This is a genomic window from Candidatus Nitronauta litoralis, from assembly GCA_015698285.1.
Taxonomy (GTDB): domain Bacteria; phylum Nitrospinota; class Nitrospinia; order Nitrospinales; family Nitrospinaceae; genus Nitronauta; species Nitronauta litoralis.
Genome location: CP048685.1, coordinates 153,782 through 179,433 on the forward strand (window position 1 = coordinate 153,782; position 25,652 = coordinate 179,433).

The 25,652-nt window shown below is 47.6% G+C and carries 25 protein-coding genes; 6 read left to right on the forward strand and 19 right to left on the reverse strand.

Going from position 1 to position 25,652, the window contains the following annotated elements:
- Positions 1-176 precede the first annotated feature (176 nt).
- From G3M70_00650 to G3M70_00665, 4 genes are read right to left on the reverse strand one after another with little or no spacing between them, the layout of a single operon-like run.
- Entirely contained in the window at positions 177-1,157 is a 981-nt protein-coding gene (locus G3M70_00650; GenBank protein QPJ60475.1) for a GTP-binding protein, read from the reverse strand.
- Positions 1,158-1,171: 14 nt separating this feature from the next.
- A complete protein-coding gene (locus G3M70_00655) occupies positions 1,172-1,999 on the reverse strand; it encodes a metal ABC transporter permease (GenBank protein ID QPJ60476.1) in 828 nt (275 codons plus the stop codon).
- Positions 1,999-2,742, reverse strand: coding sequence for an ABC transporter ATP-binding protein (locus G3M70_00660; GenBank protein ID QPJ60477.1), 744 nt, complete (start codon positions 2,740-2,742; stop codon positions 1,999-2,001). The genes G3M70_00655 and G3M70_00660 overlap by 1 nt, the downstream gene beginning before the upstream one ends.
- Complete coding sequence (locus G3M70_00665; protein ID QPJ60478.1) at positions 2,739-3,620, reverse strand: zinc ABC transporter solute-binding protein; 882 nt, start codon at positions 3,618-3,620, stop codon at positions 2,739-2,741. Before G3M70_00665 ends, G3M70_00660 begins: the two co-directional genes overlap by 4 nt.
- 314 nt (positions 3,621-3,934) lie before the next feature.
- On the opposite strand from G3M70_00665, the gene G3M70_00670 reads away from it, so the two are divergent.
- Complete coding sequence (locus G3M70_00670) at positions 3,935-4,177, forward strand: type II toxin-antitoxin system prevent-host-death family antitoxin (GenBank protein QPJ60479.1); 243 nt, start codon at positions 3,935-3,937, stop codon at positions 4,175-4,177.
- On the forward strand, positions 4,174-4,590 hold the full coding sequence (locus tag G3M70_00675) for a type II toxin-antitoxin system VapC family toxin (GenBank protein ID QPJ60480.1): 417 nt from the start codon (positions 4,174-4,176) through the stop codon (positions 4,588-4,590). Before G3M70_00670 ends, G3M70_00675 begins: the two co-directional genes overlap by 4 nt.
- A 29-nt stretch (positions 4,591-4,619) precedes the next feature.
- Here the strand turns inward: G3M70_00675 and G3M70_00680 are convergent, their stop codons facing one another.
- Positions 4,620-5,297 (reverse strand): hypothetical protein, encoded by a 678-nt coding sequence (locus G3M70_00680; protein ID QPJ60481.1) that lies wholly within the window; start codon positions 5,295-5,297, stop codon positions 4,620-4,622.
- A 151-nt stretch (positions 5,298-5,448) separates the two neighbouring features.
- Positions 5,449-6,363, reverse strand: coding sequence for a tetratricopeptide repeat protein (locus G3M70_00685; protein QPJ60482.1), 915 nt, complete (start codon positions 6,361-6,363; stop codon positions 5,449-5,451).
- 136 nt (positions 6,364-6,499) lie between these two features.
- Between G3M70_00685 and G3M70_00690 the strand changes: the two genes are divergently transcribed.
- A complete protein-coding gene (locus tag G3M70_00690) occupies positions 6,500-6,766 on the forward strand; it encodes a transporter substrate-binding protein (protein ID QPJ63659.1) in 267 nt (88 codons plus the stop codon).
- Between the two features lie 268 nt (positions 6,767-7,034).
- Positions 7,035-8,003: a porphobilinogen synthase gene (gene hemB, locus G3M70_00695; protein QPJ60483.1), complete on the forward strand. Its 969-nt coding sequence runs from the start codon at positions 7,035-7,037 to the stop codon at positions 8,001-8,003.
- A gap of 21 nt (positions 8,004-8,024) precedes the next feature.
- On the opposite strand, the gene G3M70_00700 is transcribed toward hemB, so the two are convergent.
- The 5 genes from G3M70_00700 to G3M70_00720 form a co-directional block, all read right to left on the reverse strand.
- On the reverse strand, positions 8,025-8,369 hold the full coding sequence (locus G3M70_00700; protein QPJ60484.1) for a hypothetical protein: 345 nt from the start codon (positions 8,367-8,369) through the stop codon (positions 8,025-8,027).
- 73 nt (positions 8,370-8,442) lie between these two features.
- Positions 8,443-8,832 carry a helix-turn-helix transcriptional regulator gene (locus G3M70_00705; GenBank protein QPJ60485.1) on the reverse strand — a complete coding sequence of 130 codons (390 nt, stop codon included), beginning with the start codon at positions 8,830-8,832 and terminating at the stop codon, positions 8,443-8,445.
- Positions 8,833-8,942: 110 nt separating this feature from the next.
- Positions 8,943-9,563 carry a methyltransferase domain-containing protein gene (locus tag G3M70_00710; GenBank protein QPJ60486.1) on the reverse strand — a complete coding sequence of 207 codons (621 nt, stop codon included), beginning with the start codon at positions 9,561-9,563 and terminating at the stop codon, positions 8,943-8,945.
- Positions 9,560-10,504, reverse strand: coding sequence for a phosphoglycerate dehydrogenase (locus tag G3M70_00715; protein QPJ60487.1), 945 nt, complete (start codon positions 10,502-10,504; stop codon positions 9,560-9,562). The genes G3M70_00710 and G3M70_00715 overlap by 4 nt, the downstream gene beginning before the upstream one ends.
- Positions 10,505-10,510: 6 nt before the next feature.
- Positions 10,511-11,707: a TraB/GumN family protein gene (locus G3M70_00720; GenBank protein QPJ60488.1), complete on the reverse strand. Its 1,197-nt coding sequence runs from the start codon at positions 11,705-11,707 to the stop codon at positions 10,511-10,513.
- Between the two features lie 108 nt (positions 11,708-11,815).
- Here G3M70_00720 and uvrB point away from each other — a divergent pair, with 108 nt between their 5' ends.
- Positions 11,816-13,813, forward strand: a complete 1,998-nt coding sequence (gene uvrB, locus G3M70_00725; GenBank protein ID QPJ60489.1) for an excinuclease ABC subunit UvrB — start codon at positions 11,816-11,818, stop codon at positions 13,811-13,813.
- Here uvrB and G3M70_00730 read toward each other — a convergent pair.
- From G3M70_00730 to G3M70_00750, 5 genes are all read right to left on the reverse strand, one after another.
- Entirely contained in the window at positions 13,810-14,460 is a 651-nt protein-coding gene (locus G3M70_00730; GenBank protein QPJ60490.1) for a flagellar brake protein, read from the reverse strand. The genes uvrB and G3M70_00730 overlap by 4 nt on opposite strands.
- A 111-nt stretch (positions 14,461-14,571) precedes the next feature.
- Positions 14,572-16,476 carry a penicillin-binding protein 2 gene (mrdA, locus tag G3M70_00735; protein ID QPJ60491.1) on the reverse strand — a complete coding sequence of 635 codons (1,905 nt, stop codon included), beginning with the start codon at positions 16,474-16,476 and terminating at the stop codon, positions 14,572-14,574.
- Positions 16,477-16,489: 13 nt separating this feature from the next.
- Positions 16,490-16,990 (reverse strand): rod shape-determining protein MreD, encoded by a 501-nt coding sequence (gene mreD, locus G3M70_00740; GenBank protein ID QPJ60492.1) that lies wholly within the window; start codon positions 16,988-16,990, stop codon positions 16,490-16,492.
- Between the two features lie 12 nt (positions 16,991-17,002).
- The gene (mreC, locus tag G3M70_00745) at positions 17,003-17,818 is read right to left on the reverse strand and encodes a rod shape-determining protein MreC (protein ID QPJ60493.1); all 816 of its coding nucleotides are present in this window, start codon (positions 17,816-17,818) and stop codon (positions 17,003-17,005) included.
- A gap of 1 nt (position 17,819) precedes the next feature.
- Entirely contained in the window at positions 17,820-18,839 is a 1,020-nt protein-coding gene (locus tag G3M70_00750; protein QPJ60494.1) for a rod shape-determining protein, read from the reverse strand.
- A 291-nt stretch (positions 18,840-19,130) separates the two neighbouring features.
- On the opposite strand from G3M70_00750, the gene G3M70_00755 reads away from it, so the two are divergent.
- A complete protein-coding gene (locus G3M70_00755) occupies positions 19,131-21,065 on the forward strand; it encodes a hypothetical protein (GenBank protein QPJ60495.1) in 1,935 nt (644 codons plus the stop codon).
- 1 nt (position 21,066) lies between these two features.
- Here the strand turns inward: G3M70_00755 and thiD are convergent, their stop codons facing one another.
- The 3 genes from thiD to G3M70_00770 all read right to left on the reverse strand — a co-directional run bounded on the left by thiD (position 21,067) and on the right by G3M70_00770 (position 25,623).
- Positions 21,067-22,455 carry a bifunctional hydroxymethylpyrimidine kinase/phosphomethylpyrimidine kinase gene (thiD, locus tag G3M70_00760; GenBank protein ID QPJ60496.1) on the reverse strand — a complete coding sequence of 463 codons (1,389 nt, stop codon included), beginning with the start codon at positions 22,453-22,455 and terminating at the stop codon, positions 21,067-21,069.
- A 130-nt stretch (positions 22,456-22,585) separates the two neighbouring features.
- Entirely contained in the window at positions 22,586-24,403 is a 1,818-nt protein-coding gene (glmS, locus tag G3M70_00765; protein QPJ60497.1) for a glutamine--fructose-6-phosphate transaminase (isomerizing), read from the reverse strand.
- Positions 24,404-24,420: 17 nt separating this feature from the next.
- On the reverse strand, positions 24,421-25,623 hold the full coding sequence (locus tag G3M70_00770) for an NTP transferase domain-containing protein (protein QPJ60498.1): 1,203 nt from the start codon (positions 25,621-25,623) through the stop codon (positions 24,421-24,423).
- Between the last annotated feature and the right edge of the window lie 29 nt (positions 25,624-25,652).

Sequence of the window (25,652 nt, forward strand, 5' to 3'; positions counted from 1 at the left end):
CAGAAACAGGACGATTCCCAATATTTGTTTTTTGTTTTTCATAGATGAGATTTTCTTGTGGGTCGACAAACAAGGAACCATATAACTTTCAAAGGATATTCGGTTTCAGGTTCGTTTTTCAACCCGATGGGACCAATCAAACGGTTTCCTAACAATTGCCAATAAAAAAACCAATACTATAAAAGGCAAGTCTGGAAACCTGCTGAAAGCCTGTCTGCATCCAGATGACGCCCGATAAATACAACGCGATTCATCGGCTCTTTGCCTTTCCAGCCCGAACCTGGTCTGCTTTCGTACATTTGATAAACACTTTGAAACAGTGCAGGACTATCGCTTTCAGGTAAATCCAATATTCCCTTGGCACGGTAAACGTCCATTCCCTCAACGATAAGCAGCATTTGTAGCCAGATCTGGAACCGGTTCTCGTCCAGCTTTCCGGGAATTTCCAGACTGACAGAAGTCACCGCCTGCCCATCCCCTTCTCCGCAGACAAGACGCTCACCATCAGGTTTGGCCAAGGACATGCTTTCTGTGAGTTCAAAACCACCCAGGTTGAGCAGTTGATCCAGAGGCACCTCGGCGTGATTCACTTTATGGATCGCAGCTTCCGGATTGATTGATCGTATTTTTTGCTCAACTTCCTGGAGGGTTCGGGGTGGCACAAGACTTACCTTATTCAACACAAGAACACTGGAAAAAGCGATCTGCTCCCAAGCGACTTCCATATCCTCCAATTGGGTTTGGATATGCAGGGCATCCACCAGAGTGACAACACCGTCCAGTTTCAACTCCTGCGGCATTTCTTCATCCACCAGAAACGCCTGCGCAATGGGCCCGGGAGAAGCAAGTCCTGTGGCCTCAATTAATATGTAATCGAACCTGTCTTCTTTTTTTAAAAGACGGCCCAGGGTTTCCAATAGATCGGTTCGAACGGAACAGCAAATACAGCCGTTGCTCATTTCAAAAATATCATCGTCGACACCAATAATCAGTTCGTGATCAACCGGTATCTCACCAAATTCATTTTCAACAACGGCAATGCGCTTGCCATGGTTCTGAGTCAATATATGATTGAGCAGAGTGGTTTTCCCCGCTCCGAGGCAACCTGCTAAAAGAGTAACTGGTAACTCACCCGACTTGTATTGTCTGTTTCCCATATTGTTTGTTTTTTTTAACGCAGGGGTGTTCGCCGCATCAAGGCACAACCGGCGAGAGATAAGAAGTAAGTAATTCCGGCTATCACAACAATCATGGAACCGGTAGGGAGGTCATAGGTATAGGATGCGTACAAACCACTTGAAGTGAACACCATCCCACAGATGACCGCAATCACCATCATTTTATTCATGGAGCGGACATAATGACCGGATATGGCTGCAGGCAGGGTCAGCAAGGCTATCACCAGAATTACGCCAACAATCTTGATGAACAGGACCACGGTCAATCCCACCAGAATCAGGAACAAAAGGTAAAACCGTTCCACGTTGACTCCACGTAACCGCGCGAATTCTTCATCGAAAGATACCGCCACAAACTGTTTGTAAAACATCAGCACAACGACGATAACAAGAAGGTCCAACCCCATGATCAGCATCAGATCACTGTTGCCAATGACCAGTATACTGCCAAACAGGAAATGCATGAGGTCCATATTGTAGCCGGGTGTTTTGGAAAGGAACAAAATACCCACGGCCATCCCAAGCGACCAGAGTGCACTGATGACCGTGTCTTCGTATTCCTTGAGGCGCAGGCTGACAATACCCAGTAAAAGTGAAAACCCGACCGCAGCACCCAAAGCCCCTATGACTGGAGAGAACTCCAGAAAATAAGCGAACCCCACCCCGCCGATAATTGAATGCGCAATTCCCCCGGCGAGGTAGCTGATTCGCTTTACGACAACAAAGGTTCCGACGATGCCGCAGGCGATGCTGGACAGCAGCCCTCCAATCAGAGCATAACGCATAAACGCGTATTCAGAAAGCGCGTCAAAAAACTCCATCAATGGCCTTCATAGGGGGGATGCTGATGCGCCACCAGATGAACCGGGTGTTCATACATGCCTTGCAGGATGTCGTTGGTGATTTCGGTGGTCTTGTGTACCTGCAGTGTGCGGTTGAGGCAGGCAACCCGGTGAATGTACTTAGAGATGAATCCGATGTCATGCGACACCACAAGGATCGTCACCCGCTCATTTAATTTTTGAAGAAGATCGAAAATATCTTCTTCTTTTCTCATATCGATGTTGGCAGTGGGTTCATCGAGAATGAGAAGGTCCGGCTCACCGGCCAGAGCACGGGCAATCAGAACGCGCTGCAACTGGCCACCGGAAAGTGTTCCGATAGGCCGCTTGCGCAGGTTCTCAACTTCGACTTCGCGCATCGCCTGCATGGCGATGTCCTTGTCACGCTTGCGGAAAAAACCAAAGGCGGAAGTCTTGCCCAGTCGACCCAGCAGCACCGTTTCTTCTACGCTGATCGGAAAATCGCGTGCGAACTGCGCGATCTGAGGCATGTAGCCTATACGACCCCGTCCCTGCTCGGGAGATTTCCCAAACAGTTTTATGTCACCAATTTGCGGTTTCAGAACACCCAGAATCAGCTTGAGCAAAGTACTCTTGCCGCTACCATTGGGGCCGACAAGTCCCAGAAACTCTCCGGAAGGAACTGTGAGATTAACGCGCTCCAGAACAGGAGGTCCGTTATAACTGAAAGATACTTCTTGTATAACAATCGGGTCGGTCATTCCTGCATTGCCTCAACAAACGCCTGCGCCACCTGCCGCATATTGGTCGTGTAGTTTTCCGCGAGTGGGTCCACAGAGACCACCTTCGCACCCAAAGTACGCGCCACGGAGGCCACAATATCTTTTGAAAATTGTTTCTGAATAAAAATAACTTTCACATTGTGGTCGCGACCCAATTGAACCACCTTGCTCAGGGCACGAGGCCCCGGCTCTCGGCCTTCCATCTCGATTGGAATTTCTTTAAGGCCATAACTATTTGCAAAATGATTCCAGGCGGGATGGTAAGTCAAAAACGCCCTGTCTTTCACCGGCTTTAGCATCACCTTGATTTCCTTATTCAGCCCGACCAGCTCTTTTATGAACTTGCGATGATTCCTTCTGAAATAAGAAGCTGACGACGGGTCTTCTTCCACCAGAGTCTTTAAAATTATATTCGCTGCGGATTTTACCCAGAGAGGATTGAGCCACCGATGCGGGTTTTCAGCATGCGAATGCTCACCCTCTTCCCGGCCTGTCCGCTTGGCAACACGGTGCTCTTGATAAAGGGGCACCAGCTTTAGGTCAGGGTGTGTACCCTGGATTTTTGGGATCCATTGATTCTCAAATGGAACACCCACCAGAAAAAACACGCGGGAGTCACCGAGATGCGCCACTTGCCGCGGAGATAGATCGAGCGTGTCTGGTTTCTGGCCTGGCCGCACCAGAGCTTCAACCGTCACCCGCTGACCACCGATCTTTTCAACAAAATATTTCTGCGGCAGGATGCTGACCGACACACGAATCGGGTCACCCTTGGCAAACACCACCGAAACCGGGATAAAGACCCAGAATAAAACGATCAACGCGCTTATGGACTTGGTAAAATACGTGCTTTTCATATTGCTCCAGAAATTCAAAACATGACTTCCCGTCAATACCCAACCGAGCCCAATAAAGCTGATAAACGAGAGTTGTATACGGTACCTGATTATATAAGAAAACCGGTCATTTTTGCAAAAGAACTGCAAAAGAGCGGCGCTAGAAAGATTTAAGTCGAATAAGCGACCTTTTTCACTTTGAATGCGCATCTTTCAAGCATTGGCTTTAATTTGACAAATTTCGTTCTAAAAGGTCAGAAACTGGGACCACAATGTCATTCTGAGCAAAGCGAAGAACCTCGCCTTGGATTGGATTTGGATTTAAGGGTTATGCAATGGAATGGATACTGGCGGATGCCAAAAACCGCTTCAGTGAATTAGTTAACAAAGCCATGACTGAAGGCCCACAACTTGTATCCCTAGAGGATGCCCGGGTCGTTGTGATTTCGGAAAATGAATACCAAAACCTGACGAGCCAAAAACCTAATTTCATCGAGTTCCTACTCGGTTGCGAGGTGGACCTAAATGGAGTGGATATTGAACGCGAAAAATCTCCGTCTCGAAACATAGACCTATGAAGGTCTTGCTCGATACCTGCGTTGTTTCAGAATTATGGCGCAAAGGTGGTTCTGAAACGGTACGCAATCACATTGCTGCACTAAAACCTAACGACACCTATTTATCAGTTTTAACAATTGGCGAAATCACCAAAGGAATTCATCTGCTAAAAGAAAGTAAGAAAAAACGAGACCTGCAAAACAAGCTCACGTTACTTGAAACTGAATATTCGAATAATATTTTGAAGGTTGATTTCGAAACTATGAAGATCTGGGGAGAGATTCTCGTCGCTTCGCAGAGGAAAGGCACATCGACACCCGTTAGTGACAGCCTCATTGCCGCAACCGCTTTGCAAAACGGCCTGCACATCATGACGCGCAGCATTTCAGGATTTGAAAATACAGGTACTTTGTTAATTAATCCTTGGGAATAACCTTATTTCAAAGCACATAAACAAAGAATTCAAGCCTTTCCCGGTCCGTGCAGTTGACGCGTCAGGTCAGCCCCGAGGCGGTCGAGTTTGTCCTGGGAAATGCGGCTGTAAAAGCTGAAATAGTTTTCCGATCTGTTTTTCATCAGGCGTAAAATATTCACATAGCGCGAAAAACGCGTGGACAATTTTTCCAGCACATCCGACAATGCGGACCGACCTCCCTTCATTCCTTTAAGGTTGGTCGCGGCGGAAAAATAATAGCACTGCCCTTTATCGAAATAGGCGTCCCCTTGAGTCCTGGGTCCCGACCCAAGCAACCCAAGATAGAGCAGTAAAAAATCTGCATTGATTTTATACAACTGATAACGGCGTGTGGATTCCTGCTCACCCACCGCCTGCTGCCCGACATCTGAATCCAGACTGACCATACATTCGTTGACGCGCGCAAGACAATTCGGATTTGCCAGTTCCGCCAATGTCAAAATAAGATACTGGTTAACATCTTCTTCATACTGCATGTCGTTTTCCCGAAGCTGTCGCCAGTGTTCTGAAAGCCATTCTTCACTCCGCGACTCTTCAAGGATAGGATCGTATCCTTCATTGGAAGGCACATCTTCAGACAAACGCGTGCCCATCAGATTTTGAAAGAAGAAAGATTCAGTGGTCTCGGTTTCTCTGGTATCCAAATGGGAAAATTGAACAGACATGGCGGCAACCTCCAGAAAGACTTGTTCCTTCAGGTTACCAGCAGGGCGCAACAATACAACCTGAATAGAGCCCTCAAGCGAAGTTTGTCAGCACTCTTGAAGGAGGATTGCCAGCAGACAAATCCAAAAAGATAAACAGGGAATTTACAAGCTAACTGGAAGGAGAGGATTCAACTTTTTTCATGGTTTCTGGTTGTGCCTGCCAGGAAAAAAAAGTGAGCCCTGTCATCGTAGTCAGGACCAGGACGAGAAGGATCTGGTCGCCGACAATAACATCCGGGCGCTCCACAAAAAATCCCCAGGTAATACTGGATCCAATGAAAGCCAGGGGTCCTCCCCATTTTAAAAACCAGAGTCCGCCAGGCCGCCCAAAAAACCAGATCAGCACACCGATTCCTGGTAGCCCACACAGGACTAAAAAAAGAAGCTCACTGGTATTCACAAGGAATGGCTTTGGTCCTACTCGTTCAGGTGTGAGGGCAAAGATTAAATTGATATTTCTAAGATTCTCGCAGCTCGGGTGCACACGTTCGATTTTGTCTCCGCAATCCAACCGGTAATACTTCCGTGCATTGCGGTAATCATTCATGGAATGAAAACTCCTCGCCAGGTGAAAACAGGGACCGATGTCACGTTTGTCTGCTGGCTGAAAGCTTTCTTTGCATAGAGGCTCAAGGTGCTTCACAGCCCGCTTGAATTCCTTGATCCTGTAATATTCTTTGCCAAGGTAAAAACAGACATCCGAACCTTCCTTTTCGCAACGGTCTTCCAGGAATTCTGCTTCCTTATTAAGGACCCGCATGGCACGTGACAACGCCAGTAGTGGAGTGCAGGCTCTGAGGTTTGTCGTCGGGTGGCCCTTGCAGGCCATCCGGTAATAAGCAAGAGCGGTGTCCTGATCTTTTTGCTTTTCTGCTTCTATTCCAAGAGTAATACAGGAAAGGGTATGCCCCTGACTGCATTGCGTCCCGGCATCTCCGGGTTCATCTGCAAAAGAGAACGTGGCACTCAACGCCAGCACAAAAATCGTGAAAGACAAAACCATACAAGTTTGAATTACTCTCACAATCCTCCCTCCGGAAAAATCAGCGTCACAAGACCAAATCCGCCCTGTAATTCATAGTTGATCAAAACCTTGCTTTTCAATAAGCCTCCTTTAACCTAAATGAATAAAACTATAAATCAAGAAAAACCAAAACCAGATTCCCCTTTTGGCCCATTATTCAAAAAGTCTTTCTCAATACAAATATTATTTTTCCGGGAAAATAAGTATCTCCTTACTTTTTATCTCAGTGTCCTGCACCGAGTTGGGAAAGGATTCTGCCCCCATCAAGGTGGGTTTACTTTTCTCTCGAACAGGAACCATGGCTTTCAGTGAGGAACCCGTCCTGGAAGCAACTTTAATAGCACTGGAAGAATCGGGCAATATCCTCTACACCGGATCCGTTCCGAACCAACAAATTATCTGAAGGGTCCTAATGCACAAAAACCCGACATGGAGAAGGCTCTTAAATCCGGATTTTCTGAATACCTTACAAAACCAGTTTCAAAAGAACACCTCGTCAATATTTGCCGGACTTATCTCAAAAAATAACAAAGTGCGGGTAAATCAAAGGTAAAGTTTTTAGAACTACTTTTCCTGTTTTGTATTTACCGGAATATTTTGTAAACTCAGCTATCGGTGCAGGAAACAGTGCTCAACTTGTCCAGCCCATCACATCTCATCAGGATGCCACCATGATCGATCGTCCCAGAAGAAACCGGGTCAGCCCGGGTATTCGTGAATTTGTAGCAGAAACCCGGCTGACGCCCCACAATCTGGTTTTACCGGCTTTTGTCCAGGAAGGAAGTAACATCCGCAATGAAGTCAGCTCCATGCCGGGAGTTTGCCGTCTCAGCCCGGATGAATTGATAAAAGAGTTGAAGGAGGCCCACAGCCTGGGTATCCGCGGGACCGCCCTATTCCCTGTAATAGAGGATTCCCTGAAAGATCCTTATGGAAAGGAGAGTTTGAATCCCGATGGGCTGCTGCAACGAACCATCAGGCAAATCAAATCTGAAATTCCGGATATGGTGGTCATCACCGATGTTGCGCTGGATCCTTATTCAAGTGACGGCCACGATGGCCTGGTGAAAGACGGGGAAATCCTGAACGACGAAACCCTGCCTCTCCTGGCCGGGATGGCAGTGGAACAGGCACGCGCGGGTGCCGATATCGTCGCCCCTTCTGACATGATGGATGGGCGCGTCCTGGCTATTCGGGAAGCTCTGGATGAAGAAAATTTTACCAAGGTGGGAATCTGCAGCTATTGTCTGAAATACGCGTCCTATTTTTATGGACCGTTTCGAGACGCACTCGACTCGGCCCCACGTGGAGGCGATAAAAAAACCTACCAGATGGATGTACGCAATCACAGGGAAGGATTAAGGGAAATTCAACTGGACGAAGCCGAAGGCGCAGACTGGCTTCTGGTTAAACCGGGCCTGCCCTTCCTGGACATCATTCGCATGGCGCGGGAGAACTCTGAGCTCCCCATCGCGGCTTATCATGTCAGCGGTGAATACGCTATGTTGAAAGCAGCAGCGGAAAAAGGCTGGCTCGATTATGACCAGTGCCTGCTGGAATCCTTGATGTGCATGCGCCGCGCAGGAGCTGACATCCTGTTCACCTACGGTGCAATCGATGCCGCCCGGTTAATGCAGTAACCCCAAACAACCTGTATTTTTTTAAGCAACCTGCACAGGTCCGTGGTTGTCACAATGTGATCCATGCGGATGGTGCAGGTGTCCGCCTACCAGGTAGTCTACATGGTCGCCATGCGGAACCGCTTCATGACCACAACCCTCACCATGCTGGTGATCGCTGTCATGATCGTCACAACGATGATCCGGTGTGCATTCGGCAGGGTTACTACTTCCTACTTCCAGCCGATGCTCATCAACGTGCCCCTCATGGACATTGTGAAGGTGCCCATCGTGAAGATAATCGACATGGCCTTCATGACGGATACCGACATGACCGCAGTCGGCCCCATGCTGGTGATCGTGTCCTTTATGTTCTTCGCAACTCATGGATAGCCTCCTCAAGTTTTGGAGTTAATGAGGTTTTGCTTAAAATCACTTCTCTGAAACGCTTCAGTCCGGTTTAACGATGGTCTTCATTGGCGTGTTCAATCACCGTCTGAATAAGGTTAAACACGTGCCCATCCGCCAGGCTATAAAAATAATGTTTACCTTCCCGGCGACGTTTGACCAGATTCTCCCGACGCAACAGCCGTAATCGTTGGGAGATCGTCGAAATTTCCTCTTCAAATTCCTGTGCCAGTTCCGTCACACAGCACTCTTCATGAGCGAGGCGCTCCAGCATCCTCAGGCGAGGAGTGTCTCCAATAGCGCGAAATATCTCCGCCGCCCGCTCCAATATCACGGAGTCGGTTAACTTTTCCCTCTTTTTCCCAGTGTGGCGACTGGAAGAACAGTCGTCCACCGGAACCTTTTTATTTCGTTTATTTTTAGCTTTGATAGTAGTTTTCATTTCATCAACTGTTCAATTGATACTATCAACAGCAAGCAGATGAAGCAACCCAAAAATATTATCTTTAGATTTCGGTGGGGGTTTTCAAGGCTTTTGAGAGTCTTTTAAAATCAACGCTTTTGCAGGACGGCCAGCAACTCTTTATTTTCCCGGCGTTCGATAGAATGATCACATTTCTCGAGGCAAACAATGTCAAATCCGTTGGAAAAGTTTTGACGCACATCCTCTTCAGTGGTGTTGTATGGAGGGCCATCTTCTTCTCCGGTATTATAAAACAGGCCTGCAAGCAACCCTCCGGGCTTCAAAACCTTTAAAGCCATCTCAACATATCGGGTGCGATCTCGCGGGTGAATCGCGCAAAAGAAAGTTTGCTCCAGCATCAGGTCGTAGCGCCCATGGTGAGAGGCATCGAGTTCAAAAAAGTCAGAATGCACAACTTCCGCATTGAGATTTGATTTCCCCAGGTTTTCTTGCAACAACTTTATCCCACCCTCGGTATACTCCACACCAGTGACATCAAAACCCTGTTGTGCAAAAAAAATCACTTCGTGCCCCTGGCCACATCCGGGGATGATCATCCGTCCTGTTTTGAGTGTCCCCTCTTCCCATAAACGTTTCAGAGGCGGGGAAACTTCACCCAGGTCCCACCGCAGATCATCCTGATCGTAATAACCTTGCCAATCCTCTCGTTCATAGCCATCTTTTGGCTCAGTATCGTCCTCACTTGTCACGCTTCACCCTTTCCAAAAAACTTTTGTAGATTTGCGATAGCGGACTGTGCCATCGCCTCTACCGCCTCCCTGGCATTGCCACCTATATGTGGGGTCACCATTAAATTGGGCAAAGAGATCAATTCAGAATCTTGGGGCGGTTCCTGTGAAAAAACATCGAGGGCGGCACCACCCAGTTTTTTAATTAAAAGGGCGTCCTTCAAAGCCGATTCATCCACAATCTCACCTCGACTGGTATTGATCAGGTAAGAGGTCGGTTTCATTTTATTGATAGTGAGCTCATCAATCATGCTTCGCGTGCTGTCATCAAGCGGAACATGCAAGGTGAGTATATCCGATTCTGAAATCACCCGCTCCCACCCAACCTCTTCAGCCAAAAATTGTCTGCAAAAATCAGACATAGGCAGAATATCCCTTACCAAAACACGGCATCCGAAAGGTTTAAGTAAGCGCACCACCTCCTGGCCAACGTTGCCGCATCCCACAATGCCTATTGTTTTTCCGCTTAGTTCGGTACCGCCATCCTTAAACCATTCACCCTGCTTGAGACAACTGCCAGTTACCCAGACGTTGTGACACAGGCTTAACATAAACGCGAGGGTTAGCTCGGCAACCGAACGGCGATTCACCCCTCCCTCCCAGCCCAGGGCAATACTCCGGGTCTCCAGGGCTGGCTCATCAATGTTGTCCAGACCAACTCCGTATTTGGATACAATTTTTAATGAGGGCAACTGATCCAGAACAGCGGCGGTGACCGGATCGCGACCAACCAGTAATGCATCCGCTTCCCCCGCAAAACGGACCAGTCCTTTTTCATCAAAATACTGGGAAGATTCGTTGAACACAGTTTCAGGAAAAAGCCGTGAGATATTATCTCGCAGATGAGGGATACGACAAATGGCTGGAGGAGTCACCGCAATTTTAGGCGACAGGGTCCTCATGGAGCCTCACCCAAAAATTTTTGAAGCGATTGAAATACCCGCGACCCAGGTACCAATGGCGGAACCCAGATTGGCCAGAAAGAAAATCAGAAAAACCCGGATGACTCCATTCTTCCACCAAAGGCTCCATTGAGCCACATCCTGCCTGATGGATTCAAAGTCACTGACCTTAGGTTTGCGGATCAGCGACTCGACGATCCCCACCACCATTCCGGCACCAATAGTCGGGTTGAGCGACGTGATGGGGGCTGCAACAAAAGCCGACAAGATCGTGAGGGGATGCGCCAGTGCAATGGCTGCACCTAGAGCACTCATCCCGCCATTGACCACTACCCAGGTCACCACAAGATCCCACCCCATTTCGGGCGAACGGCTGTAACCGACAAAAAACATCGAGAGCACCACAATAGCAATGGCCCATCCAATGTAATATCCTGTTTTGCCAGGCGGTGGTTTTTGTTCGAGCGTTTCAATTTTTTCAGTAGAGGGAATCGCTTCAAAAGCCTTCATCATTCCAGGAAGATGCCCTGCCCCCACCATGGCAAGAATGCTCTTTGGGGCGTCCGGACCTTCGGTAAGAGCTGCCAGTTTTCCAACCATATAAATATCACGTTCATCAATAAGAACGGTTTTGACTGAAGGCAGCACTTCACCAAATTCCTCCAGCATGGAATGCAGCATGTCACCTTCCTTGAGGCCTTCGATCTGGTCTTCGGTCACTTCTTCCCCAACAAAAATACTGGCAATGAGACTGGTGACCAGCTTCATTTTCTGCCAGAAGGTGACGCGATGATACATACGAGACAAGGTAGTCGAGATATCCCTGTCCACAACTTCAAGCTGCAAATTATTTTCCTGGGCAAGTTCAATCGCACGGGACATTTCACGGCCAGGTTCAATGCCTACCTTATCCGCCAGTCTTCTTTGATAGGCCGACATGGCAAGATTGATCAACAGGAGGTTGCCCCGTCCCTGTTTCAGCACCTGGTATATATCCAGGTTTTTCCACCAATCATTGTTGGTCAGGTTTTTATATCGAGGAGGACAAAGCTCGACGGCAATACAATCGTATCCACCCTCGGCCACTTTTGCCTCAACCAGTTCGACACTTTTATGGGAGACATGCGCCGTCCCTACCAGCGTGATCTGGGTACCGTTAACCTCGACCGTTTTTATTAGTGATTCATCAATATCTGTAGTCATTTTTCCCTTCGGGACCACCCGCCCCATGTGAGAGAATAAAACTCCTGGCACCAGCCGGACACTCTAGCATAAACACGTTATCCCTCACAACGCCAGACAAAGCACTCCATGGATCCTTTCAAAATAGTATCTGATTTCGAACCCGACGGTGATCAACCCGGCGCCATTCGTCAACTCACACAATGGCTGAAGGAGGGTTCCTCCAGGCAAACGCTTCTCGGAGTAACCGGTTCAGGAAAGACATTCACGATCGCCAATGTGATTCAGGAACTGCAACGTCCAGCCATTGTCATCGCCCATAATAAAACCCTGGCCGCCCAACTCTACAACGAGTTTAAAACATTTTTCCCCGACAATTCCACCGGGTATTTTGTCAGTTATTACGATTATTACCAACCAGAAGCGTATCTGCCCACAACGGATACTTTCATTGAGAAAGACGCATCGATCAACGATGAGATCGACAAGATGCGCCACTCCGCTACACACGCCCTTTTTGAAAGGCGGGATGTTGTGATCGTTGCCAGCGTGTCCTGTATTTATGGCCTCGGTTCACCTGAAGCGTATCATGGCATGCTGCTGTTTCTTGAAAACGGCATGACCCTCGACCGGGACAAGGCCCTGCGAAAACTGGTCGAAATACAATACAAACGAAACGATTTTGATCTCTTGAGGGGAACATTCCGGGTACGCGGAGACACGGTGGAAATTCTACCGGTATACGAACGCAATGAGGCTATCAGAGTCGAGTTTTTTGGGGACGAGATTGAACGCCTGTCGGTTTTTGATCCCTTGACGGGAAGTTTCATGCGCGATCTCGATCGTATTGCAATTTATCCGGCCAGTCATTACACCACCCCCAAGGATAAACTTGAGGAAGCCATCGTTGCGATCCAGGAGGAATTGCGGGAACGCATCCAGGAATTCAGACAACAGAATTTATTACTGGAAGCGCAACGGATAGAACAGAGAACCATGTTTGACCTGGAAATGATCCGGGAGATGGGTTACTGCTCAGGAATCGAAAATTATTCGCGACACCTGACCGGACGCAAACCCGGGACACCGCCACCCACCTTGCTGGATTATTTTCCAGACGATGCACTCATCATTATCGATGAAAGCCATGTCACTCTGCCGCAGTTAAACGCCATGTATAAAGGCGATCGAGCGCGAAAAGAAACCCTGGTGAAATACGGCTTTCGCCTTCCCTCCGCATTTGACAACAGGCCTCTAAAATACGAAGAGTTTGAAAACCGAATGAACCATGTTATCTACGTTTCCGCCACCCCGGGGGAATATGAAATCGAAACATCGGGAAAAAAGGTAGCTGAATTAATTGTAAGACCCACTGGCCTGGTTGATCCCCCTATAGATGTCCGTCCGGTCAAAGGTCAGGTCGACGACCTTTACAATGAAATTCTGAAAGGCGCTGAACGAGACGAACGGACCCTCATCACAACCCTCACCAAACGCTTTGCTGAAGATCTTACTGAACACTACACGGAGATGGGTTTGAAGGTTAAATACCTGCACTCCGACATCGTCACCATTGAACGTGTGCAGATTATCCGGGAACTGCGCCTTGGAGAATTCGATGCCCTCATCGGAATCAATCTGTTAAGAGAAGGTCTCGACATTCCCGAAGTCTCACTCATTGCTATATTAGATGCGGACAAGGAAGGTTTCCTCCGTTCGGCGACGTCGCTGATTCAGACCTCGGGTCGTGCCGCTCGGAATGTGTCGGGGCGAGTCATCATGTATGCCGACAAGGTGACCACCGGAATGCAAAAAGCCATTGATGAAATGGAACGCCGCAGGACAATTCAGGAAGAATACAACAAGAAACACGGAATCAAGCCCGCTTCGATAAAAAAATCGATACAGGAAATTCTGCCTATGATGGAACCATCTGCTACTGTTCAGGTAGTTCAGGAAGAGGAGGAGGAATATGAATCCGGAGGAAACCTGATTGCCCTGGCAGATCGGCTCGAAAAACAGATGTATCAGGCCGCCAAGGATCTGGATTTTGAAAGAGCTGCTGAATTACGCGACAGGGTAAAAAAAATACGCGATCGTGAATTGGGTGTTGCCGGGGAGGGTTAAGCTCGTTTTAGGTTGCGGCGGTCGTTCAACCGGGTTTCTACAAACTCTCGAAGAACCCTGACCTGGTCGTCGTGCGGGTGAAGGAACTGAAGCCCGGACACAAACTGTTCACTGCCATTCTTTTTATTTACCCGGATGTTGCGAACCTCGGCGGGTAAATTGGCCAGGTTCCCAGTTTGCAATTGGAAGTTCAAAAAGACACGATCTCCTTTTTGCAACATATCCGAATGAATAATAAGCGCCCCCTTAATGCTGATATCCCGAATGGTCCCCTGCTTGGGCGAGACCGCATTTTCCTCTATGGAAAATGCGAGCGGAAAATGCGCCCTTTGACGCTGATGCCGGCGTAGATTATAGGTCTCAAAATTCCTGGGGAAATCCAGAATCATCAGGCTGACTGCCTGGTAGAAAGTGTGCAGAACCGCAGTCTTGAAGGAAACAAATGTCCCATCGATAGTGTAATTGATGGTCACCCCGGTTTGGGGCGCAAGACGTATCACCTCACCATGGAAGTTCGGGATATCTGCGATGATATATTGATTGTCCATCCATCCACGAATGGACACACGATGTTGTTCTCCCCGGACAGATGATTGAACCCGGATACCCAATCCAAGCGGAAGACCGTTTTTCGTGACTACCTTCACTACGATTCATCCTCCCTATCAAACTATATAAAAACGGACTGCCCCCGAATCGGTTACAATTGTCCGCAATTCACCCATCGTTTTCAAGGGCAAACCAAATAAGGATTATTTTTATTCCTGAATATTGTTTTGTACATTCTGATTGATTGCCATACTTGTCACATTTTGCTCTACAGTGGGACGGGGGTAATGCTTAAAGTATTCAGAGAAAAGTTCCTTGGCAATCGGTGCAGCAGCAGCTCCACCATGTCCACCATGTTCTACAATCACCGCTACCGCGACTTCCGGTTCCTCATAAGGTGCAAAAGCAAAAAACCAGGCATGATCTCTAAACTCATAAGGAATCTCCCCCTTCTCACCTTCACTTTCGTAGGTTTTCATTCGGACAACCTGGGCGGTCCCGGTTTTTCCGGCAACCTGGATATTTTTCAATCGAGCCCGTCGCCCGGTTCCCCGAGGCTCATTCACTACTCCGAGAAGACCTTCTCGTATCTTTTCAAAATAATTTTTATTGGCATCTATCCTGTAAAGAATCTGCGGAAGGTTTTCCTTTAAAGTTCGACCTTGATTGTCTGTTACTTTTTGAATCAGGTAAGGACGAAGAACCATTCCTCCGTTTGCTACCGTTCCAATCAAACGGGCCTGCTGTATGGGGGTTGTCAGATTAAAACCTTGTCCAATAGAAACTGAAATGGTTTCTCCCGGTTGCCAGGGTTCCTTGCGTGCGTTTAACTTCCACTGGGAGGTTGGGACCAATCCCGGCTTTTCTCCTGTCAAAAATATTCCTGTCAGACTGCCTAAACCCATTTTTCGGGCGTATTTTGCAAGAGTATCAATTCCAAGCCGGTGCCCAACGGTATAAAAATAAACATCGCATGACTGCACCAATGCATCATGCAGATCAACATGTCCGTGCCCTCCCCTTTTCCAGCAACGATAAAAACCACGCCCCAGCCTGAACGAACCGGGACAATAAATTCTGGTTTCAGGGGTTACAATATTTTCTTCCAGGCCTGCCAAAGCGGTGACGACCTTAAAAGTCGAACCGGGAGGATATTGGCCATCGATCGCGCGGTTTTGCAGGGGATGGTTTTTATTTAAGGAAAGGCCGCGCCAGTCGGATCTCGAAATTCCAGAGGCGAACCTGTTAGGGTCAAAAGAAGGTTGGCTGACCATGGCCAGCACCTCTCCAGTCTGTACTTTCATGAGAACGACAGACCCGCGTTTGGGTTCTTCTTCCGTACCTGTCATGAGTGATTCTGCAAGCCGTTGCAATCGAATATCAAGAGTCAGTGTCAGGTTGTTGCCACTTTGCGGCGGAAGCATGCGTAGTGTTTCCAATTCGCGTCCTGCCACATCAACTTCAACCTCCTTATATCCTTTTTGCCCCCGCAACTGATCTTCGAACAATAACTCCATTCCCTTTTTGCCAATTAAATCTCCAGGCGAATAATCTTCCTTCCCCTTGCCTTCGAGCCCGCTCCGGGTCACCTCCCCAAGGTATCCCAGAACATGAGCAGCCAGGTCTTTATGAACGTAATCCCGAAGTGGTTCTACTTTCAGATGGACTCCAGGTAACAACCGGTTGTTTTCTTCCACGAAAGCAATTTGTTTCCAGGGAAGGTCTCTTTTAACAAGAATGTTTTGAAAAGGGGCTGCCCGCTCAATCTCTTTCATCAAAACATCTTTTTCAAGAGTCACCTGACTGGATAAATAGGTCAGGGTATTGTCCAGATCCTGGGTGTCTTCTGGCGTGATGTATAAATTAAAAGAAGGTCGGATTGAAACCAGAGTCTCACCATTCCGGTCCAATATCTTCCCACGGTAAGCTGGGAGGGAGACCATGCGGACCCGGTTGTTTTCCGACTGTCCTTTAAAAGCCTCTCCCTTCAATATTTGAAGAAACCAGACCCGTGTCCAGAGGATGATGAAACACAGCACAACCAGAATCACAAAAATACGGATTTTTTTGCGTACGCCTTCAGAAACATCAGCGCTGTAAAGATAATTGGCCATCAGGTCGAATTCTTCATGAAGTTTGGAGTTTCTGGTTCCACCACTGAAAACTTCTGTTAAAGAACAAAATCAGAAAAGGACCCACTATTGCGTTATATAAAACGTAAACAGGCATGTTACCAAGAAAGGTTTCCAGGGAAGGCGGATTACGAAACAACAGCAGGGTTGAACCGAAAAATATTAGAGAATCAAAAACGGAAGCAACCAATAAAAACACAAAAACCGGCACAGGTCCCTCCACCATTATTTTTCCTTTTAATTGGCAGAAGGTGTGAGCAATGAGGCTTTTAGAAAGGGTATTGACTCCAAGCAACCCGCCGGAAAGGCAATCCTGAACAAAACCGAGAACACAACCTGCAGCAAAGCCACGACCGGGAGAAAATGTCACTGCACAAAATACAGTCGCGATCAGGGCAAAATCCGGGGTCACCCCTGAGATAGCAAATTTGTCCATGAGACTGGTCTGTATTGAAAACAAGAGGATTCCATATGCAAAAAGGATCAGACCCGGCATCGACTTTCTCCGTCAGGGAAGCAGAACCAAAACCTCTTCCAGGCGGGAGAAATCCGCACCGGGAGCGATTTTAATTTCCTGAAACAATCCCTGTTTGCTTTTGGCCACACTCAACACACGCCCAACCACAAGTCCTTTGGGAAAAACACCGCCCAGTCCTGAGGACAGGACCCAATCTCCTGCCTTAACATCGGCCGTGATGGGAACATATTTCATTTCGCAAGTATCCACACCGAGACCCACAACAACCCCGGGGACACGGGACTCTCGAAAAAGGGAATCCACAGCGCTTCGCCTGTCTACGAGAAGCAAAACCTTGGAGGAATGCGGCCCGGCCTGAATCACATGCCCGACCACCCCGGAATTGGTGACTACAGCCAGGTTTTCGTAAACCCCGTCATCGGTTCCCTTGTTTATGAAAATTGTTTTCACCCATTGCGTCGCGTCTTTGCCGACCACAGTCGCTACAACAGATTCCCCAGAGTTTGCGGCCTGGTACTCAATTAATTGTCCTATTCGATTGAGCCGACGAACCTCTTCTTTTAACAAATGGTTTTCGCGCTTAAGGGTGTTTATCTCGGAATGGAGTTGTTCGTTTTCTTTTGAGGCGTCTACGAGCGAAAAATAGTGGTCATAAACTTCTTCAATAGAACTGAGGGTACCGGTTATTACGGATTGGATGGGTGAGACAACTAAGAGGATAAAAGACTCAAAAAAATAGGCCCCATCTGGCCGCTTGCTGTCTGCGGTCATCAATGCAAATCCCACCAGGAAAATCAAAATCAGGACAATCGTATTTTTCCTGCTTTTGATTCCTCTTTTCCACACGTCAAAATGTTACTTTTTTTAGGAGTTTGTGATTGCTGAGCAGTTTCCCTGCGCCTGAGGCCACGGCTGACAAGGGATCTTCTGCAAGAGTAATGGGGAGGCCGGTAGCCTCGCGAAGCAATATTTCAAGACCTTTTATCAAGGAACCTCCGCCTGCTACGACAACACCCTTGTCGACTATATCCGCCGCAAGCTCGGGGGGTGTGCGTTCCAGCGCGATCTTGACCGATTCAACAATGGTACTGAAAGTTTCAGTGAGGGCTTCCCGCACTTCTTCATCCGATATCAGCAAGGTTTTGGGAATCCCCGCGACCAGATCGCGCCCCTTGACCTCTTTGGTCATTCTCTTTTCCATGGGGTAAGCGGATCCGATTTCGATTTTCACTTCTTCGGCAGTACGTTCACCGATTAGTAAATTGTATTTTCGCTTTACGTAGTTGACGATAGCTTCATCCATTTCATCCCCTGCCACCCGGACCGACTTACTATAGACGATCCCGGACATGGAGATGATTGCCACTTCAGTGGTACCGCCACCAATATCAATTATCATGTTGCCAGTGGGCTCTTCAATCGGGAGATCAACACCGATGGCAGCCGCCATGGGCTCTTCAACCAGGAAAACTTCCCGTGCCCCTGCAGAGATGGCTGAGTCACGTACTGCGCGACGCTCCACCTGAGTAATACCTGAGGGGACCGCAATCACCACCCGGGGTCGGCCCAACATTTTCCGGCTCCCCACCTTCTCGAAAAAATGTTTGATCATTTTTTCGGTCACATCAAAGTTGGCGATGACGCCATCCTTCATAGGGCGGATCGCTTCGATGCTTCCGGGAGCACGCCCCAGCATCTGCTTGGCCTCGGCACCGACGGCCTGAGGTTCCTTGGTCTGATTGTTAATGGCTACCACGGAGGGTTCGCGCAGGAGAATCCCCTTGTTTTTCACAAAAATAAGGGTGTTGGCCGTTCCAAGATCAATAGCAAGCTCTGTGGAAAACAGGTCCCAGAAAAAGTTGAACACAATGAATGTCCTAAAGGATCAGCGGGGTTGGAATGCGGTAACTTCTTGTTTTTACTATACCTATTATATATCAATCGAACCCCTCAATTGCAAGTCAAATAATGAAACTCTTTTTCCGTCTATTGAGAGAGGAGAATCAGTTTAAATTATTCCAGGCACTGACATCACCGGGACACTTTATCCACCCTCATTTACAACAAAAAGATTTCTAAACTTGCTTACTTGCCTCAGTTTAGATAGTATTTTAGGTTGTGTTATTTCAGGAATTTCTAGACTATTGAGGGCGTATCCATGCTGAGTTTTGTTCGAAAACACTCCCAGTCCTGGCTGATCAAGTTTATTCTATGGGCTGTAATTATCGCGTTTGGAGCTGGCACATTTTTTCTGGGGACTGGAGGCAGTACCGGATCTTCCGGCAGCGTAGTGGCCGTTGTCAATGGGAAGGAAATATTTTTAAAAGAATATGACCGGGCTTACAGGAATCTCATCGAAATCTACCGCCAGCAGTTTCGAGGACAATTTTCCGAACAATTGATTGAAAGACTCGACCTCAAAAATTCAGCATTGGACCAGTTAATTCTCGCACGAATTCTTGAAACGATCGCAGAAGAGCAGGAAATAAAGGTGAGCGACGATGAACTGTCTCATCGAATTAAAACCCTGCCTGTGTTTCAACAGGACAATAAGTTTAATTCCAGAGCATATCAAAACTACCTTAATTTCAACAGGACCACGGCAAAACAATTTGAGCAGGATATACGGGACAATATTCAACGCGAAAAAGTCCAAAACCTGATAACCGAAAATACGCAGGTCTCTCACAATGAAGTGATGGAAATGTATCGCCGTGAAAACGAAAAGGTCAAATTTTCTTACATCACCTTTCCCAAAGATCATTTTGAAGAACCTTCGGAACCCTCGGAGGAGGAAGTTAAAGCCTTTTTCAAAAAACAGGTCAAAGACTTCATGATTCCGGAACAGATCAACGTTCAGTATGTCCGCCTTACTCCCAAAATGCTTGAGGACAGCATCACCATCCGGGACGAGGATGTAGCGGATTTCTATGAGTCCAACAAGGGCAAGTTCCACGTCAAGAAAAACTACAAGGCTCGACATATTTTATACAGGACCAACCAATCAACAGAAACAGGTGATGAAGCAAAAAAGAAAAACAAAGAGGCTGAAGAAGAAGCAAAGAAAAAGGCCGAAAACCTTCTCAAGAAAATAAAGGAAGGCGCAGACTTTGCCGAGATGGCTAAGGAACACTCAGACGACAAGGCTTCAGGAACCAATGGCGGCGATTTGGGGCAATTCAGCAAGGGCACCATGGTTCCAGAGTTTGAAGCGGCTTTGGATAATATGAAAGCAGGCGAAGTCGGTGGTCCGGTGAAAACCACATTTGGTTATCACCTCATCAAGCTTGAAGAGGTTAACGAAGCACGAGTCAAACCACTTGATGAAGTAAAAGATCAAGTCATCAAAGACTTAAAACTTCGAAAAGGAAAACTAAGAATCCAGCGCGCATTAAAAAAGATGAGAGTGGCCGCTGAAGAAAAAAATGATCTGGCTGCTGCCGCTTCCGCAGCCGGCTATGAAGTCGGAACAACAGGATTGATTTCCAGGAAGAAACACACAGTCCCACAAATTGGCATCGTTCCAGATTTCTTTAATCTGGCATTCACGCTTCGCGACAATGAGTTGAGCGAATTACTCAACACGCCGGAAGCTTCTTTCCTGCTTAAGGTAATTGAAAGGCAGGCGCCCAAAGAACCCAAGCTGGAAGATGTCAGGGAAGAGGTAGTCGAAAAGTTGATGGCAAAGAAGACCAAAGACGCCACAAAAGCCCGTTTCAAAGAACTTGCCGCTCAATTGAAAAAATCAAAAGATCTGGAAAAAGTGGCAAAGGAACTGGAATTAGAAGTTCAGGAAACACCGTTTTTCAGCTTGACGGATTCCATTCCCGGCATTGGCAATATTCAACCAATCAAGGACAAAGCCTTCGCGACTAAAAAAGGGAACGCAACCAGTGGCGAAAGCAACTTTGCTTATTATCTGATACTGGTCAATGATTTTGAAAAGGCCGGATCGCCCGACGATAAAGATCTACGGGCCATTTATGACCGTTTGAAGACAGTGCGCGGTGATCAACTATTCAAGGATTGGCTCAAAAAAATCCGGGAAAAAGCTGACATAAAAATCAACAGGGAAATGATGGAAGTGGTTTAGGCTATTTTTTACGCCAGGCTTCCTGCTCCTTTTTTGCTTTATTTTTCTGGATTGCACGGTGAATTTTTTTGATTTTCTCCACCAGCTCTTCCACATCTTTCGCGATCACCCTGATCATCTCTTCTTTTCCCTGCCCACCCAGATCAAAAATAATATCTGGTACATATCCCCTGTCCAGGATCGCCTGACGCGTTCCCCACTCCAGGGATGACCCTTCAAGCTGCTTAACATTTTTAGGTTCCTTCGCACGATCAAAGGAACCGATGGTCATCTTCAAACGCTTGCAGGCATCAAGGAAATACTGCTGAAACTTGATATTCATGACCGCTCGTTTTTCAGGGTCAAAACTCATAGCGGTCAAAACAATTTTGGCAACGTGCTGGGATGCACCAAACCTGGGAGCGTTGATCGTAGTAATGGTCGACCCATTTCGGATTATTCGCCCTGGAATACCGACCACTTCATTTGGCTCTTTAGCACCTTGCAGCCCGAAACCCAGGTTTGATTGTACCTCGGGGATCAACTCACCAATTTCCTGCCGCTTCAACTCTTCAATGGCCCACTCCACCCTCTCCAGATGAGGTCCACGCTCCAATTGATGGAACATATCGCCCATGGGGTTCACTTGTCCTACTCCTTTTCCCGTTTGAACACCCAGTTCAATCCCGCGAAAAGTAAATTCCTTTGCCCGTCCAACAGAATCTTCCATTGAAAACCCCAGCGCAAGGTTTGAGGCAATTGCAGAGGAAAGCACACATCCTGTTCCATGCAGGTTTTCATTTTCAGAACGGATCGACTCAAACCAGTGCGGAGTTTTACCCGTCATCAATAAGTCGTCTGCATCCTTTTTAGAATGCCCACCTTTAATCAACACTGCTTTGGGACCTAATTTTAAAATAGCCCGCGCAGATTTCACACGATCTTGCCTGCTCCGAATTGGAACCCCGGACAACACCTCTGCTTCTTTAAGGTTTGGAGTGACCAGGGAAGCAAGTGGAAATAATGATTGCACCATCACGGCCACTCCTTTTCGGGACAACAATTCTTTGCCATTGGTGGATTGAATCACAGGATCCACCACAAGATGCTTCAACTTTCTGCGTTTAAAAATTTTGGCAATCCGCTCAACAATAGCCTCGTTCCCAAGCATTCCCGTTTTAGTTGCAGCGGGTTTCTCATCAGCCAACAAGGAATCAATTTGGGCTGCAACCACCTCCGGGTCGATATCATGAGAAGCAGAAACTCCCTGGGTGTTTTGTACGGTCAAACTGGTAACCACCGATGTCCCAAACAATCCGTGGGCCGCAATGGTTTTCAAGTCAGCCTGCAATCCAGCTCCCCCGGAAGGATCGGAACCGGCCACAGTCAATACAGTGGAAAGGGTTTTCATCGTTACAACCTGTCGATTCATTTTTAAGTTATTTTATTTTGATGGCCACAGACATGAAGTTCGCGAAAAAAAGACGCATTTTTTACTTCAAGATATTCCAGCCATTTGATTCAGCAATGAAGGGGTCACCCTACCCCACGGTGACGGATTTGGCAAGAGAACGCGGCTTATCGACATTACGTTTCAGGGAAGTGGCTGTGAAGTAGGCGAACAATTGGGCCAGAACAAGCTGTAACAAGGGAGCCACAAGAGGAGGAACCGCTGGCAAGATCAGCTCTTCACTGAACAGGTCTCGGTTTTTTCCACGTTCGTCAAAATGAATACCAAGCACAAAACCTGCCCGTGCCCGGATCTCTTCAACGCTCGACAAGGTCGACTCATATAATTCTTTATCTGCCGGTGGTGGCATAAAGATAACAGAGTAAATATCAGGATCAATCATCGCCAAGGTCCCATGCTTTAAAAAGCCACCCGGCATACCCTCTGCATGCACATAAGCCACCTCTTTCATCTTAAGAGCAGACTCCAATGCGACCGGATAATAAATCCCCCGCCCTAAATACAGCCAGTGACGAATATTTTTATAGCTGTGTGCAATACGATGGATGAAACCCGACCGTTCATTCAATACGTTGCCAATAATCTCCGGCAATTCTTTCAGAGCCCGAATGCCTTCGTTGTATTCTTTCTTTGTCATCTTGCGGGTTTTAAGCGCCAGGCGCATGGCAAGGTTGGTCAGGATTACCATCTGCGCCAGGGCAGCTTTCGTACTGATAACACAGATCTCGGGACCCGACCCCTGGAGAATGACACGATCCACCATGCGGGACAAAGTGGAACCGATCACATTGACGACCGCTGCCGTTTTCGCTCCTCTCGCCTTGGCATGCTTCAATGCGGTGATCGTATCGTAAGTCTCGCCAGATTGAGAAATCGCCAACACCAGGCTATTCCGGTCCACCGGCGACAAGGCGACAAACTCATCGGAACTGATCGACGGGAAAAAACGCCCTGCCAGTTGCGAGAAAATATATTTTGCGTAATTCGCGACGTAGAAAGTTGTTCCGACACCCACGAGATAGGTGTCGCGCTCTTTCATGTAATCCACCACATCGTCCAGCGCCTTTTCATCCACTTCCAACGCATTGAGGATAGTCTGGGGCTGCTCATAAATTTCCTTGAGCATGTAATGCGGGTATCCACCTTTTTTCGACGTCTCGCTGTCCCACTCAATTTTGGTAATGGGTTTCTGAATTTCTTCCCCGGTAATAAAGTTTTTCACCGTGTAACTGTCCCGGGTCAAAATGACATACTCATCATCCTCAATTATCACCGCGTTTTTTGTGTGTTCGATAAACGCGTTGAAATCTGAGCCGACATATTTCACTTCATCACCAATACCCAGCATAAGAGGAGATTCCCGCCGCGCGCAAAAAATCACATCAGGGTGATACTTTGTAATGAGCACCACAGCGTAGGTGCCTTCGAGCATATTGAGCATTTTCTTGAAGGCTTTTTCAACATTGCCGGTCTGCTTAAATAGTTTCTGCATGAGATGTGGCACCACTTCGGTGTCTGTCTCAGAAGCAAACCTGATCCCTTCTTTTTGCAATTGAGAACGTAATGTGCGGTAGTTTGAAATGATCCCGTTATGGACCACGGCGAACGCCTTATCTGTTGAAACCATGGGATGGGTGTTGTCCCGGGTGACTTTTCCATGAGTCGCCCAACGGGTATGGGCAATTCCCAGATGACTTTTGTAGCGAAGCACATTGTCTTTCTGATAAACCTCTTCCACTCCACCCACGTTTTTCTTGACGATGAGCTTGGTCGAATTCATCAATGCGACACCACAGGAGTCGTACCCCCGGTACTCGAGATTGCGAATACCCTCGAACAGATCCTGAGAAATATCTTTATGTCCTACTGCACCACTGATTCCACACATACGTTCTTTTTTCCTGTTTAGCGACTCGTGACTGTATATCTGGCCGGCAAAGTTTTTCCAGGAGGAACTACGGTACCCGGTTGAATCACATTTCCCGCTCCAATCGCAGCTTCGTCTCCAATAAAGGCTCCTAATTTTGGCTTGCCTGTATCGACCCTGTTTTTTTTATGTCGGACTGATACCGGTTTCCAATCCAGGTTTCGATTGACTGTCACACAACCTGCCCCGATATCCACATTCTCTCCAATAACACTGTCCCCAATAAAAGACAATCGACCGATGCTGGAGTGATCCTGCACCACACAATTTTTCAACTCTACTCCATAACCAACGGAACAATCATTTCCCACCGCGGTGTAACCACGCACCAGTGTATTGTTTCCAATAAAGCAATTCTTACCGATAGAACACGGGCCTTCCAGCACAGCACCCGCTTTGATTACAGCCCCTTCATTGATCCGAACCAGGCCGGACAAAGTCACATTCGATTCCAAAACAGCCGTCTTCGCAATCGTCGACTGTTCCCAGGAATCCATCAAAATACTATTTGCCGTCAGGATATCCCAGGGATTGACAATATCAAGCCATTCATCTTCCCACATGGATGCGCGGAGTCCCTGGTCGACCATCTCCCGCATGGCCTTTTCCATAGACCGCTTGTGTTTTCCCAATACATCAAAAAAGTTGGATGGCAATACATAAACCCCTGCCAGAACATAATTGCCAAGTTCATTTCCTTTTGGCTTTTCAACAATCCGGGTGATCCGCATGTTGGCATTGAGAAACACATTGCCAAACATTTCATTGGAGGGAGGAAGGCAGATAGATGCGACAGGTGATTTAAACGAATGAAACGACTGCTGAGTTTTGCTGAAAATATTTTCCGAAGTAATGATATCGCCGTAGACCAGGAGGAAATATTCACCGGGCATCATTTTATCGCGTACCTGCATTACCGCATCCCCAATGCTGGTATGACGCTTTTGCTCAACAAACTGGACACTCAATCCATCAAACCGGTGCTCCCCGATTTGCTGGATCAACTTTTCTTTTTTATGGCCGACCACTACCAGAACATCGTTAATACCTGAGGCCTGCAGCATATCCAGAGTATGATCAACCAGACAGCGACCGGCCACATTCAGCATGGGCTTGGGTCGCGTATCTGAAAATGGACTTAGGTTTGGCCCCTTTCCTGCGGCCAATATTACGGCTTTCATTCGGTATCCCCGATTTCCGGTGGGTGAGT

Bases quoted from the DNA above. Each gene is read 5' to 3' on its own strand.
- G3M70_00650 (QPJ60475.1), bottom strand. From the start codon at position 1,157: ATGGGAAACAGACAATACAAGTCGGGTGAGTTACCAGTTACTCTTTTA.
- G3M70_00655 (QPJ60476.1), bottom strand. From the start codon at position 1,999: ATGGAGTTTTTTGACGCGCTTTCTGAATACGCGTTTATGCGTTATGCT.
- G3M70_00660 (QPJ60477.1), bottom strand. From the start codon at position 2,742: ATGACCGACCCGATTGTTATACAAGAAGTATCTTTCAGTTATAACGGA.
- G3M70_00665 (QPJ60478.1), bottom strand. From the start codon at position 3,620: ATGAAAAGCACGTATTTTACCAAGTCCATAAGCGCGTTGATCGTTTTA.
- G3M70_00670 (QPJ60479.1), top strand. From the start codon at position 3,935: ATGGAATGGATACTGGCGGATGCCAAAAACCGCTTCAGTGAATTAGTT.
- G3M70_00675 (QPJ60480.1), top strand. From the start codon at position 4,174: ATGAAGGTCTTGCTCGATACCTGCGTTGTTTCAGAATTATGGCGCAAA.
- G3M70_00680 (QPJ60481.1), bottom strand. From the start codon at position 5,297: ATGTCTGTTCAATTTTCCCATTTGGATACCAGAGAAACCGAGACCACT.
- hemB (QPJ60483.1), top strand. From the start codon at position 7,035: ATGATCGATCGTCCCAGAAGAAACCGGGTCAGCCCGGGTATTCGTGAA.
- G3M70_00700 (QPJ60484.1), bottom strand. From the start codon at position 8,369: ATGAGTTGCGAAGAACATAAAGGACACGATCACCAGCATGGGGCCGAC.
- G3M70_00705 (QPJ60485.1), bottom strand. From the start codon at position 8,832: ATGAAAACTACTATCAAAGCTAAAAATAAACGAAATAAAAAGGTTCCG.
- G3M70_00715 (QPJ60487.1), bottom strand. From the start codon at position 10,504: ATGAGGACCCTGTCGCCTAAAATTGCGGTGACTCCTCCAGCCATTTGT.
- G3M70_00720 (QPJ60488.1), bottom strand. From the start codon at position 11,707: ATGACTACAGATATTGATGAATCACTAATAAAAACGGTCGAGGTTAAC.
- uvrB (QPJ60489.1), top strand. From the start codon at position 11,816: ATGGATCCTTTCAAAATAGTATCTGATTTCGAACCCGACGGTGATCAA.
- mrdA (QPJ60491.1), bottom strand. From the start codon at position 16,476: ATGGCCAATTATCTTTACAGCGCTGATGTTTCTGAAGGCGTACGCAAA.
- mreD (QPJ60492.1), bottom strand. From the start codon at position 16,990: ATGCCGGGTCTGATCCTTTTTGCATATGGAATCCTCTTGTTTTCAATA.
- G3M70_00755 (QPJ60495.1), top strand. From the start codon at position 19,131: ATGCTGAGTTTTGTTCGAAAACACTCCCAGTCCTGGCTGATCAAGTTT.
- thiD (QPJ60496.1), bottom strand. From the start codon at position 22,455: ATGAAAACCCTTTCCACTGTATTGACTGTGGCCGGTTCCGATCCTTCC.
- glmS (QPJ60497.1), bottom strand. From the start codon at position 24,403: ATGTGTGGAATCAGTGGTGCAGTAGGACATAAAGATATTTCTCAGGAT.
- G3M70_00770 (QPJ60498.1), bottom strand. From the start codon at position 25,623: ATGAAAGCCGTAATATTGGCCGCAGGAAAGGGGCCAAACCTAAGTCCA.